The following is a 12,731-nucleotide window of genomic DNA, read 5'->3' on the forward strand; positions in this document are numbered from 1 at the left end:
TTGTTCCATTTTAGAGATTTGTTTAAGATAAGATATAACTCATTGAGATGTGTCATAGTATTCGTCGTTAGAAAACAATTATTGTGACATTATTTCAATGAGTTATCTATTTTTGTCGTGTACAGAGCTAAAAAATAAAAAAATATGGCTCAGAAAATTATGATTAATTGAATAAGAAGTATAAAAAAATGAAGAATATAAAAACTCTAAATAATTGAAAAAACTGCATTTTATCGGGTTATTTGTAAACTATGTCACAATTTTATTGTTATTTTGTTAGCATAATTTCAATGCTGTTACATAACTCAACTACAAAAATGAAAATTTATACAATTCCTATTTTTGTGCTGATGGTGGGTTTACTCGGTTATTGTGTTCACCAACAGGCCGAAACAAGAAAACATGAAGAGCTTCATCAGATTCTGAAAGAAGTACAACATTCAACTAAATTGCTGAATGCAAATCGGCCCCGACCTTAATAGATTTGTACTAAGCTCTTTGATTAGTGAAACAGGTAAAAAGATAAAAATAAAATTATAATAAATAAAAGAAAATTTAATAATAGTAGAACTAGATTATATTAATTTTTAATAAAATATAAATTCTAAGAAGCAATCAGAAATCAATGTGTTATAATTTGCAAAAGATAAAGTTAGATCAAATTTACTTAAATTAAGTATTTGATTCTAATGATGAAAAAAGCTGCATAGGGGTTATGCAGCTTTTTTGTTTAGATTGTTTTTTGAGTTTTTCTAGCGCAGTTTTCTTACTGTTCGCTATTGAAACATTTTGACCCGCTAAAGGGCGAAGCTGGCATATTCGTTGCTAACAGATCCTTAAAATTCATGAAGTTTTCTATAAAATTTCCTGGATTCGGCGGCATGCTTAAAGCATAAAGTTTACTCAATAGGGGCTAGGTCATGACGACTCCTAATCCATCTTCAGAAAATATGCTGGAACGTCTGTTCAAACTGAGTGAAAACAAAACCAGTTTCCGTACAGAAGTTCTGGCAGGTGTAACCACGTTCCTGACAATGTGTTACATTATTATTGTTAATCCGATGATTTTATCCGAAACCGGGATGGATCATGGGGCTGTCTTTGTAGCCACCTGTCTTGCAGCCGCAATTGGCTGTCTGGTGATGGGGCTAATTGCCAATTATCCAATCGCACTTGCACCGGGTATGGGCCTGAATGCCTTCTTTACCTACTCAGTCTGTCTGGGAATGGGTGTGCCTTGGCAAACTGCATTAGGTGCAGTATTTGTATCTGGTCTGGTCTTCATTGCCATCAGTATGTTCAAAATACGTGAGGCGATTGTCAATGCCATTCCAATGTCACTCAAACTGGCGATTGGCGGTGGTATTGGCCTGTTCCTGGCCCTGGTTGCACTGAAAAATGCTGGCATCATTGTGGATAATCAAGCGACCTTGGTGGGTCTGGGTGATTTGAAACAGCCAACTGTTATGCTTGCGCTACTTGGCTTCCTGTTAGTGGTGGTAATGCATCACTTCAAAGTACGTGGTGCGATCATTATCAGTATTTTGGTAATCACTGCGATTTCTACTGCTTTAGGTTATAACCAGTTCCAAGGTGTAGTGGGTCAAATTCCTTCACTGGCACCAACCTTCCTGCAAATGGACTTTCAAGGTCTGTTTACAGCCAGCCTGATCGGTGTGATCTTCGTATTCTTCTTGGTCGATCTGTTTGACTCTACTGGTACGCTAGTAGGTGTTTCACATCGTGCAGGTTTGTTAAAAGATGGTAAATTGCCGCGTCTGAAAAAAGCATTATTTGCCGATTCTTCTGCGATTGTTGCAGGTGCTGCTTTGGGTACTTCTTCAACTACACCTTATATTGAGTCATCAGCGGGTGTTGCAGCAGGTGGTCGTACCGGTCTGACTGCAGTTGTGGTTGGCTTGCTGTTCATTGCCTGCCTGTTCCTGGCTCCATTGGCTCAATCTGTACCAGGCTTTGCAACTGCACCAGCATTGCTATTTGTCGGTGTATTGATGATTCAGGGTATTGTTCATATTGAATGGGATGATATTACTGAAGCGGTTCCGGCGTTCCTGACCATTGTATTCATGCCATTTACGTACTCAATTGCAGATGGTATCGCAATGGGTTTTATCAGCTATGCGCTGATTAAACTGCTGACAGGTAAAGCGAAAACTGTTCCATACATGGTATGGATCATCGCAGTACTATGGGCATTGAAGTTCTGGATGTTTGGCGGCTAATTTTTGTCGAATATCAAAAGGGTGTAAACTCAGTTTGCACCCTTTTTTATTTTTCTCAGGTTTAATCAGGAGTAGCGATGAACCGTCTTGAATTGATTCAGGCCTTGCCAAAGGCTGAGCTGCATGTGCATATCGAAGGTACCTTTGAACCTGAGTTAATGTTTGCGATTGCACAGCGTAATGAAATTAGCATTCCTTATAAATCAGTTGAGGAAGTGAAGCAGGCTTATAATTTCCATAATCTGCAATCTTTCTTGGATATCTACTACGCGGGTGCCAATGTTCTGATTCATGAACAGGACTTTTATGATCTGGCTTGGGCATATTTTGAAAAATGTGCGGATGATAATGTCGTGCATACTGAAATGTTCTTTGATCCGCAAACGCATACTGATCGTGGCATTGCCTTTGAAACCGTGATTAATGGCTTGCAGAAAGCCTGCGATGATGCGAAAGCTAAATTAGGCATTACTTCACATCTGATTATGTGCTTCTTACGTCATTTAAGTGAAGAGGCAGCATTTGAGACATTAGAGCAAGCGCTGTCTTATAAAGATCAAATCATTGGAGTAGGGCTGGATTCAAGTGAAGTCGGGCATCCACCGTCTAAGTTTGAACGTGTCTTTGCCAAAGCGCGTGAAGCCGGTTTTCTGGTGGTTGCACATGCGGGTGAAGAAGGTCCGGCAGAATATGTCTGGGAAGCTTTGGATTTATTAAAAGTAAACCGTATTGATCATGGGGTACGTTCTGAGGAAGATCCAGAATTGATGCAGCGTTTGATTGCAGAGAAGATGCCGCTTACAGTATGTCCACTTTCAAACCTGAAACTGTGTGTGGTAGATGATATGCAGCAGCATAATATCCGTCGCCTGTTGCAGCACGGCGTGCATGTCACAGTGAATTCAGATGATCCATCGTATTTCGGTGGTTATATGAATGACAATTTCATTGCCATTGCTGAAGCTTTGGATTTAAGCAATGAAGAACTTAAACAGCTGGCAATTAATTCTTTTGAAGCTTCATTTATTTCTGATGCTGAAAAACAGAAATGGGTCAGCCTGATTCAGGCACTCGCTTAAAATATCATTTCAGCAAATTTGTTAGCCCAAAGAGGGTAGAGTTCGCTCTGCCTTTTTATTTAATCTGATCTGTGAACCGAAGATGAAATTAAAATTCCTGTGGCCTGTTCTGGCTGTTAGCTTAATCAATCCTGCTTGTGCAGATACCTCAATGACTCAGAAAGCCTTGAAACCTGTGATTGAATATCAGTGTGGTCAAGAGCTGAAAGATTCCAAAGTCTGGAAAATGGGGACTTATTTCATGGCTGAAGCCAATAAACAGCATTTACAGCAAAAAGTATGTGGCTGTGTAGGTGAGCATGCCTTGGAAGGTGTTCCGGCTAAAACCCTGTTAAAAGCAACCGTTGATGAAGAAACTAAAAAAGAGCTGACCCGTAAAGCAATTGCCAATAGCTTAAAAGGCTGTATGGGCGAGTTTATCAATTAAGGATTTTTGGGTGCTGGCTTATTCAGGCCTTACCCTTAAATGAGTAGTGAGTCTTCTTTCCTGTGATGGCTGTGAATCTGGCTGTGCGCAGATTAGACATCATGGCGCATTTTTAGATTTCTTATTGCGATAAACTTCGGCACAATAGCTGCATATTTTAAAAGTTGAAAAAAGGATAAAATCCGTGAAAAAATTATTGGCTGTTGTTGCTCCATTAGCACTTGTTCTTTCTGCCTGCGTAGCACCCCAAGGTACAGGCACCCCAACTCAAGCAAGTACAGGTCAGCAACTCGGTTCTGCAGCCATTAAAATTGCCATCAATGCAAAATGTGTTACTGAACTAAATAATATTCCGGCTTGGCAAACTGCAACACGTTTAATGACAGAAACACAAAAACAGAATATCCAGTCTGAAATTTGTGGTTGCGTGAGTGAAAAAGCACCACAAAACGTGACTGCGGTAGATTTGGCGACTGCAGCAATTGACCCAGCAGCACGTGCAACTATTGTAGGCAATGTCGTTGCAAATACTATTAACGCTTGCGTGGCTGAAGCGGTAAACTAAGTCAAAATCAAATTTGAATAGGCTGACTGGTTCAGCCTATTTTTTATGGGAAATAAAATGAATATTGCTGGTGTAGATGAAGCAGGGCGTGGGCCATTAGTAGGATCGGTGGTCGCTGCAGCTGTGATATTGGATCCGAATAACCCGATTGAGGGCTTAAATGATTCCAAGAAGCTAAGCGAGAAGAAGCGCGAAAAACTTTTTATTGAGATTCAGGAAAAAGCACTGGCTTGGGCCATCGCTGAAGCCTCTGCGGCAGAAATCGACGAGCATAATATTTTGCAGGCCTCTTTGCTGGCAATGCGCCGCGCTGTGGAAGCATTAAGCATTCAGCCGGAACATGTACTGGTCGATGGCAACAAGATTCCTCACGGCCTTGCGATGAGCTGTGATGCCGTCGTAGGTGGGGATGCCTTGCATCCTGAGATTTCAGCAGCCAGTATCCTGGCGAAAGTAACCCGGGATCGCCAGATGGTAGAGATGGATCAGAAGTATCCACAATTTGGCTTTGCCAAGCATAAGGGTTATCCGACCAAAGCACATTTTGAAGCGATTGCCTTACACGGGGTGATTGATGAGCACCGTCGCAGTTTTGGACCGGTGAAAAAAGTGCTGGCAGCGTTACTTGATCAGCAACAGGCGGGATAAAGTCTGATTATTTTGCTATACAGTTGAAAATTAGACAAATTAAAAGCGGCTTAAAAGCCGCTTTCATGTTCATACAAAATTAACGGTTAAAGTTATTTTGTGTCTGGTTATCATCTTCATAAGAAGAAGGTTGATAATCCTGGTCAATATGCTGAAGATGTTCATGCATTGCACGTTCATGCTGGATACGCTGGTAAATCTCTTCACGGTGTACAGAGACTTCTTTCGGAGCATTTACCCCAATACGAACCTGGTTGCCTTTTACGCCAAGTACAGTCACGCTGACTTGGTCTCCGATCATTAAAGTTTCCCCGACGCGTCGAGTCAAAATCAGCATGTTTCTCTCCTTGCAAAATGCAAAACCTGCAATCTATTGAATGTAATAAAAAAACACAACCTAAAATTATATAATTAAAGTTTGAATAGAAAGTCCTGTCCATGAAATGAAGAGGTTAACTATCCAGACTGTTGAAAATCCTTAGGCTTAATATAACAGAGCCACTATAAGAAAAACTATAGTGGCCCTGCATTTTTGTAGAGATTTAATGAAATACTGTCAGACAATGACGGTATTTTGTAGTTCTCTTAAGCGCGTGCGCTAGATTCACCATGTTCACGGTCTAAACCGAACGCAGTGTGAAGTGAACGAACTGCAAGCTCAAGGTAATTCTCTTCGATAATTACTGAAATCTTGATTTCAGAAGTAGAAATCATCAGGATGTTGATGCCTTCATCAGCAAGGGCAGTGAACATTTTGCTCGCTACACCAGCGTGAGAACGCATACCTACACCTACGATAGACACTTTTACGATGTCATCACGAGTTGCAACTTCACGTGCGCCAATTGCTTGAGCAGTTTCTTCAAGGATTTTTTTGGCTTTAGCGAGTTCACCGCGGTTTACAGTAAACGTGAAATCAGTTGTACCATCTTCTTCAACGTTCTGGATAATCATATCCACTTCGATATTGGCATCACCAATTGGTTTAAGAATTTTAGATGCAATACCTGGCTCATCTGGAACACCCAGAATAGTCAGTTTAGCTTCGTCGCGGTTGAACGCGATACCAGAGATAATTGGCTGTTCCATGTTGTCTTCCAGTTCAGTAGTAATAAGAGTTCCGACGTTGTTTTTGAAGTCTTCGTCAAATGCGCCATCATTGTCATTATCGAAGCTTGAGAGTACCCGTAAAGGCACTTGGTACTTGCCTGCAAATTCTACAGAGCGAATTTGAAGAACTTTAGAACCTAAAGATGCCATTTCCAGCATTTCTTCGAAAGAGATACGGTCTACTTTTTTCGCTTTAGGAGCAACACGAGGGTCAGTCGTATATACGCCATCAACGTCTGTGTAAATCTGACATTCATCCGCTTTTAGCGCTGCAGCAAGGGCAACACCTGAAGTATCAGAACCACCACGACCTAAAGTTGTGGTATTGCCATTAGCATCAAAGCCTTGGAAACCTGCAACCACAATCACGCGGCCTGCGTCCAGGTTTTCAGTCAATACATCGGTATCAATAGATTCGATACGTGCTTTGGTGAATGCACTGTCAGTTTTAATACCAACCTGGCGACCAGTTAAAGATTTAGCTTCAACGCCAATTGAATTCAGCGCCATAGCTAACATGGAAATCGTTACCTGTTCACCCGTAGAAACCATTTGGTCAAGTTCACGTGGGTCAGGGGTTTCGGTAATGGCTTTCGCGAGAGCAAGCAAGCGGTTGGTTTCACCACTCATAGCAGATACGACTACAACCATCTTGTGGCCATGGTCATGCCAGCGCTTCACACGACGAGCAACATTGAGAATGCGCTCGGGAGTACCCATTGAGGTACCGCCATATTTTTGAACGATTAATGCCATAGTTGTTCCATATAAACCATGACCCTGATTTTCCGATCAGGGTCAGTTACACAAAATGAAGTTTTTATTTTGCTTCAAGCCAAGCTGCTAAATCAGCCATCACTGGAGCAAACTTCTCGTTAAGTGGCGCGCCACCTTGTGCCAAGTCAGGTTTACCACCACCTTTACCACCTAGCTCAGTTGCCAAGTGTTTGATGATGTCACCCGCTTTAATAGAAGCAGTAAAGTCTTTAGCTACAGATGCAATCAAGCTAACCTTGTCACCCTCTACACCTGCAAGAACAATGACTGCATTTTCTAATTTTGATTTCACACCATCGTGCAGGTTACGTAGTGCTTTCGCATCCATACCCTGAACAGTCGTGATTAATGTTTTACGACCAGCAAGCTCTTGAACCTGGCTTAAAAGTTCACCGGCTTGTAGGCTTGCCAATTTTTGATTCAGCTGTTCAATCTGTTTTTGCAATTGATGCGCAGTGTCCACCACAGCTTCAACTTTTTCGACTGTTTGATGGTTCTGTGCTTTTAACAAACCATTGATATATTGAACATCACGATCGACTTTCTGTACGGCTTCAACCGCTTTAGTACCGGTTACGGCTTCAATACGACGTACACCTGCTGCGACACCACCTTCAGAAGTGATTTTGAACAGACCGATGTCACCTGTACGTTTCACGTGAATACCGCCACACAGCTCGATAGAGAAGTTTTTTTCGTCAATCACTGAACCCATAGACAATACGCGAACTTCTTCACCGTATTTCTCACCGAACAGCATCATCGCACCTTTGGCTTTCGCAGATTCGATGTCGAGCAGTTCAGTGGTAACAGGCGTGTTGGCAATCACTTCGGCATTTACCAGACGTTCAATTTCTTGCAGTTGCTCAAACGTTACAGGCTGATCGTTGGCAAAGTCGAAACGTAATACGTCAGACGCAACCAATGAACCTTTTTGTTGTACGTGTGAACCCAGGATTTGACGTAGGGCAGCGTGTAGCAAGTGAGTTGCAGAGTGGTTACGTGCAGTTGCGGCACGAATGTCGGCTTTAACCGTTGCTTCCACGTTTTGAGTAACTTTCAAGTTACCCATAGTCACGATACCTTGGTGAACGAATGCACCACCAGATTTTTTGGTATCTTGAACTTCGAAAATACCGGTATCGTTTTTGAAGAGTCCTGTATCACCGATTTGACCACCGCTTTCTGCATAGAAAGGAGTCTGGTTAAGAACGATTAATGCGTCGTCGCCTTCAACCACTTCGTCAACCTGTTCGCCATCTTTGTAGATTGCGATGATTTGACCTTGACCTGCGGTCGCGTCATAACCTTCAAACTGAGTTTCGCCTTCAACTTTAACAACGCTGTTATAGTCGATTGCGAATTTACCGGCATCACGTGCGCGTTGACGTTGTGCAGCCATTTCTTTTTCAAAGCCAGCTTCGTCAATCGTTAAATCACGTTCACGTGCGATATCTGCTGTAAGGTCAGTTGGGAAGCCGTAAGTATCATAAAGTTTGAATACGATTTCACCTGGAATCACAGAACCTTTCAGGTTTGCCAATTCGCCTTCAAGCAATTTCAGACCTTGCTCAAGTGTTTTCGCGAATTGTTCTTCTTCTTTCAGCAATGCAGCTTCGATACGTGTTTTGTTTGCTTCAAGCTCTGGATAAGCAGCACCCATTACATCAATTAAAGGCTGAAGCATTTTGTGGAAGAATGAACCAGTCGCACCCAGTTTGTTACCGTGACGAACTGCACGGCGGATGATACGACGCAGTACATAACCACGACCTTCATTCGAAGGGTTCACACCATCCGCAATCAGGAAGCAGCATGAACGTGCATGGTCAGCCACAACTTTAAGTGAAGCAGGGTATTCAACCGGTTTGTTTTCAGCTTGTGCTTTCGCTTCAATATCTGAAGTATCTAGACCGATAATTTCAGCAGCAGCTTTTAACAGGTTTTGGAACAGGTCGATTTCATAGTTAGAGTTGACATGTTGCAGAACCGCAGAAATACGCTCAAGGCCCATACCGGTATCAACAGAAGGTGCTGGAAGAGGGTGCAGGACGCCATCCGCAGTACGGTTGAACTGCATGAATACGTTGTTCCAGATTTCGATGAAACGGTCGCCATCTTCTTCAGGTGTACCAGGCAGGCCACCCCAAATGTGCTCACCGTGATCATAGAAGATTTCAGAACATGGACCACAAGGACCAGTATCGCCCATTGCCCAGAAATTGTCTGATGCGTATTTTTCGCCTTTGTTATCACCAATGCGGATAATACGGCTGGCATCTAGACCAACTTCTTTATTCCAGATATCAAACGCTTCGTCATCAGTGTGATACACAGTTACGTACAATTTGTCTTTAGGCAGTGCCAGCCATTTGTCGCCGGTCAGAAATTCCCAAGCAAATTTAATCGCATCACGTTTGAAGTAATCACCAAACGAGAAGTTACCCAGCATTTCAAAGAATGTGTGGTGACGAGCTGTGTAGCCAACGTTATCTAAGTCGTTGTGTTTACCACCTGCACGTACACATTTTTGTGAAGATGTTGCACGAACGTAGTCACGTTTTTCCAGACCCAGGAAGCAGTCTTTAAACTGGTTCATACCAGCATTGGTAAACAATAATGTTGGGTCGTTGGCAGGAACCAGAGAACTCGACGCGACACGTGTATGCCCTTGCGATTCAAAGTAGCTTAAAAAAGCTTCGCGAATTTCAGCTGATGTCATAAAACGAGTACTCACAACCAAGTCACTCCATAATTTCCGATTTGGCTAAAAACATCACAGTCTGACAAGAAGGTTGGTTCTCTGCTGCAATGCGGGGCTTAAATATTTAAAAACGCCAAATTATAACGGAAAATGCCTGTTCAACCAATGATTTTCATATTTATAGATCATAAAACTATAAGGAATGAATATTAGAAAAATCAGAAAAATGCCCTGCAAAATCAAAAGCTATTGTCATTACAGCAATTTATCTTCATTCTCGCTGATAGAAAGACTGGATTGCTTCAAGTAAAGCATGAATTTTTCGATGAAATATTGGACATTCTGTGTAATTTTTAGTGGATTTAGCTGAATAGTTATCAGTCAGCTGGATAATTCCATTAATATAGGCGCATAAAGTTTTATGCCGCAGTAGGGAACGTCGATGCAACGTATCGCAATTAATGGTTTTGGACGAATCGGACGCAATGTGTTGCGTGCATGGTTTGAAAATCCGAAAGATTTTAATTTTGACATCGTTGCCATTAATGACGTTGCCGACGTTGAAACCTTATTGCATTTATTTAAATATGATTCTACTCATGGCCGTTTCCCGGGGCAGGTTGATCTGACGTATGAAGATGAGTATGCCTACCTGCATGTCACTTATCGCGATGCTTATCAGAAAGTTCAGGTGTTAAGACAGGCGAATCCGGTGGAAATGCCATGGCGGGAATTGAATATTGATGTGGTATTGGAATGTACCGGCTTATTCCGTTCGCGTGAGGCTGCGACTCAGCATATTACTGCCGGGGCAAAACGGGTGATTATCGGCGCTGCACCGTTTGATACGGTGGATGCTGCAATTGTCTATGGCGTCAACCATCGTGATGTCAAAGAAAGTGACCAGATTATTTCTAGCGTGTCTTGTACTACGCAGGCATTGGTACCGCTAGTCAAAATCATTGATGATGCCTTTGGGATTGAGACTGCACTGATGACTGAAATTCATGCGGTGACTGCGGATCAGTCAGTACTGGATCATGCCCATCGTGATTTAAGACGTGCCCGTGCTTCCGGGCAAAATATTATTCCAACCACATCTTCAGCTTTGGGTGCTTTAAAACGCGTAATGCCGAAGATGGAGAACCGGATTGATGGTTATTCGATTCGCGTGCCAACCATTAATGTCGCAGCAATTGATCTGACTTTTATTTCTCAGTCACCCATTACTGATCATCAGTTAAATGAACTATTAATTAACGCTGCACGTCAGGATTTTGCTGAAATCATGTCTGTGACAGATGAGCCTTTAGTATCTTCAGACTTTAATCATTCGCCTTACTCATTGATTGTGGATCTGACCCAAACCCTGGTAGTGGGGCATCAGGCTAAAGTATTTGCCTGGTATGATAATGAATGGGGTTATGCCAACCGTTTGCTGGATCTCTGTGAATCCTTTTATACAGATTAAGCTATTTTGAAAGCATCCCAAATGGGGTGCTTTTTTATACAAGATTAAAAAATTAGAAGAAAATGAATAAGAAGTTGAACGTAATTGATCGAAAAGCTCTGGATTTATGCCGAATATTTCTGTGATCTGGATATTTTTTCGTTAAGATAAAGATAATTAAATGGAATAAGAGCAAGCACATGATGTTGATCTGGGGATTTATTATATTACTGACCTTGGCTGTGATTTTTTTGATCTGGCTGCAATTTAATAATAATGAGAGTTCACAAAGTGTGGAAGGCGTGCCAGTTGAGGAAAAAGTGGCGCATCTGGAAGAAAATTTAAAAAAGACCTTGGAAATTATGCAGGATCTGGCGAAAAAGATGCATGTGCAGCAGGAAGTACTAGATCAGACTACAGCCAAACTGCAAAAAGTTGAGCTGCAAAATGCAGAACTGGTAAATCTGCTCGCTAAAGTAGTAGAACCAAAGTCATAAGACCCTTTCATGCTGGCTTAGCCTTAATATAAAGGATTTAAACTAGTAAGGTTCTTAAAATAGCTGCCGAGGCCATGCTAATCAAAATGGTTGGCAGCATCCCAAAGCGTGATGCAGCGAATAGTGTCGACATTATAGCGATCAGATCAGCCGGATCATCTCGTAAAAAATATGGGGTGATCATCGAAATCAGTACACAACCTGGAATTACTTCCAGAATTTTACGCTGACGATTATTTAAGGTTTTGTTCTTGAGTAGGACATAGCCAAGTATCCGGGCGCAGTAAGTCGTTAGCGCCACCAATAAGATTGCAATAAAAGTGCTCATCTGAATCATGCTTCATCCTTCTGAATGAGCCAGAAGGCAGAGGTAATGCCTGCAAGTGCGCCAATCAGCACATACCAGTTTCCCGGTAGATAGCTATAAGCTAGAGCAGCACAAATAAAACTGATTAGCCAAGACCTCGCTTCAGTAAAGCCTTTCCACATGCCTTTCAGCAAAACCAGCATAATGGCGGGGAAAGCCATATCAAAACCAAAACGGTTAATATCACCTAGCACAGGTCCAAGCAGGGCACCGAGTGTCGTAAAGCCGACCCAGGCCAGATAAAGAACAATACATAGCCCGGCATAATAAGGCAGACTAAAAGCATATCGATAACCAAACTGTGCCAGTCGACGCTGTGCATCGGTCAGGCTTAAGGCCCAGTTTTCATCGACCATAAAGAATAATGCCGGAAAGACTTTTCGATTTGGAAGATGTCTTAAATAAGGTACTAAACTGGCACCGAGCAGAATATAGCGGCTGTTAATGAGAAAACTAATAAAGATTAAGGTAAGCAGATGCGGTGGATCAGTCCAGGCTTCTAAAACTGCAAACTCGGAACCGCCAGCAAAGTTCAGCCCGGTCAGCAAGGGAACCTCAAGCAGGCTAAAATCTTTTTGTGCTGCTGTTGCGCCCAAGACCAGCGCCAGAGGAATTACACCTAATAATAAAGGTAGGCAGTCTTTCACACCACGCTGAAAATCACTCAGAGGAGTAGCATCAGAAGGCGTAATACGTGGCTGGAAGGGAGGCATGAGATGATCGGGTTTTATTCTAGAAGGAGAAAGAAAGTTTATAAGAAATATAGGAGTCTTTGCAGTGCCTTTAAACTCTACCAGAATGATGCTGTTTTCTTGGTCATTTAAGTTCCCACATTGAGTTTTTGTATAGGATTATTTTTAAGCA

General features: G+C 42.2%; 13 protein-coding genes. 8 read left to right on the forward strand and 5 right to left on the reverse strand.

Going from position 1 to position 12,731, the window contains the following annotated elements; translation table 11 throughout:
* Positions 1-317: 317 nt before the first annotated feature.
* From FTV14_RS10155 to rnhB, 6 genes are all read left to right on the forward strand, one after another.
* Positions 318-479: a hypothetical protein gene (locus FTV14_RS10155; protein WP_227504412.1), complete on the forward strand. Its 162-nt coding sequence runs from the start codon at positions 318-320 to the stop codon at positions 477-479.
* Between the two features lie 441 nt (positions 480-920).
* Entirely contained in the window at positions 921-2,243 is a 1,323-nt protein-coding gene (locus tag FTV14_RS10160; RefSeq protein WP_004815389.1) for an NCS2 family permease, read from the forward strand.
* A gap of 77 nt (positions 2,244-2,320) precedes the next feature.
* Positions 2,321-3,322, forward strand: coding sequence for an adenosine deaminase (locus FTV14_RS10165; protein WP_180053852.1), 1,002 nt, complete (start codon positions 2,321-2,323; stop codon positions 3,320-3,322).
* 82 nt (positions 3,323-3,404) lie between these two features.
* A complete protein-coding gene (locus FTV14_RS10170) occupies positions 3,405-3,749 on the forward strand; it encodes a hypothetical protein (protein ID WP_180011669.1) in 345 nt (114 codons plus the stop codon).
* A 184-nt stretch (positions 3,750-3,933) separates the two neighbouring features.
* Positions 3,934-4,314 (forward strand): hypothetical protein, encoded by a 381-nt coding sequence (locus FTV14_RS10175; protein WP_159123230.1) that lies wholly within the window; start codon positions 3,934-3,936, stop codon positions 4,312-4,314.
* Positions 4,315-4,371: 57 nt separating this feature from the next.
* Positions 4,372-4,962 carry a ribonuclease HII gene (gene rnhB, locus FTV14_RS10180; protein ID WP_004815396.1) on the forward strand — a complete coding sequence of 197 codons (591 nt, stop codon included), beginning with the start codon at positions 4,372-4,374 and terminating at the stop codon, positions 4,960-4,962.
* Positions 4,963-5,041: 79 nt separating this feature from the next.
* On the opposite strand, the gene csrA is transcribed toward rnhB, so the two are convergent.
* The 3 genes from csrA to alaS form a co-directional block, all read right to left on the reverse strand.
* Positions 5,042-5,299, reverse strand: a complete 258-nt coding sequence (csrA, locus tag FTV14_RS10185; protein WP_004784202.1) for a carbon storage regulator CsrA — start codon at positions 5,297-5,299, stop codon at positions 5,042-5,044.
* A gap of 248 nt (positions 5,300-5,547) precedes the next feature.
* Complete coding sequence (locus FTV14_RS10190; protein WP_166136055.1) at positions 5,548-6,828, reverse strand: aspartate kinase; 1,281 nt, start codon at positions 6,826-6,828, stop codon at positions 5,548-5,550.
* Positions 6,829-6,892: 64 nt separating this feature from the next.
* Positions 6,893-9,586, reverse strand: a complete 2,694-nt coding sequence (alaS, locus tag FTV14_RS10195; protein ID WP_180053853.1) for an alanine--tRNA ligase — start codon at positions 9,584-9,586, stop codon at positions 6,893-6,895.
* Between the two features lie 409 nt (positions 9,587-9,995).
* Here alaS and FTV14_RS10200 point away from each other — a divergent pair, with 409 nt between their 5' ends.
* Both FTV14_RS10200 and FTV14_RS10205 read left to right on the forward strand, forming a co-directional pair.
* Positions 9,996-11,024, forward strand: a complete 1,029-nt coding sequence (locus FTV14_RS10200) for a type I glyceraldehyde-3-phosphate dehydrogenase (protein ID WP_166136058.1) — start codon at positions 9,996-9,998, stop codon at positions 11,022-11,024.
* A gap of 179 nt (positions 11,025-11,203) precedes the next feature.
* Positions 11,204-11,500, forward strand: coding sequence for a hypothetical protein (locus tag FTV14_RS10205; protein ID WP_005236433.1), 297 nt, complete (start codon positions 11,204-11,206; stop codon positions 11,498-11,500).
* Between the two features lie 37 nt (positions 11,501-11,537).
* Here the strand turns inward: FTV14_RS10205 and FTV14_RS10210 are convergent, their stop codons facing one another.
* Together FTV14_RS10210 and FTV14_RS10215 are read right to left on the reverse strand one after the other, a co-directional pair.
* A complete protein-coding gene (locus FTV14_RS10210; RefSeq protein ID WP_180053854.1) occupies positions 11,538-11,837 on the reverse strand; it encodes an AzlD family protein in 300 nt (99 codons plus the stop codon).
* Entirely contained in the window at positions 11,834-12,580 is a 747-nt protein-coding gene (locus FTV14_RS10215; RefSeq protein WP_180053855.1) for an AzlC family ABC transporter permease, read from the reverse strand. Before FTV14_RS10215 ends, FTV14_RS10210 begins: the two co-directional genes overlap by 4 nt.
* Between the last annotated feature and the right edge of the window lie 151 nt (positions 12,581-12,731).

Source organism: Acinetobacter sp. YH12236, assembly GCF_013417645.1.
GTDB lineage: Bacteria > Pseudomonadota > Gammaproteobacteria > Pseudomonadales > Moraxellaceae > Acinetobacter.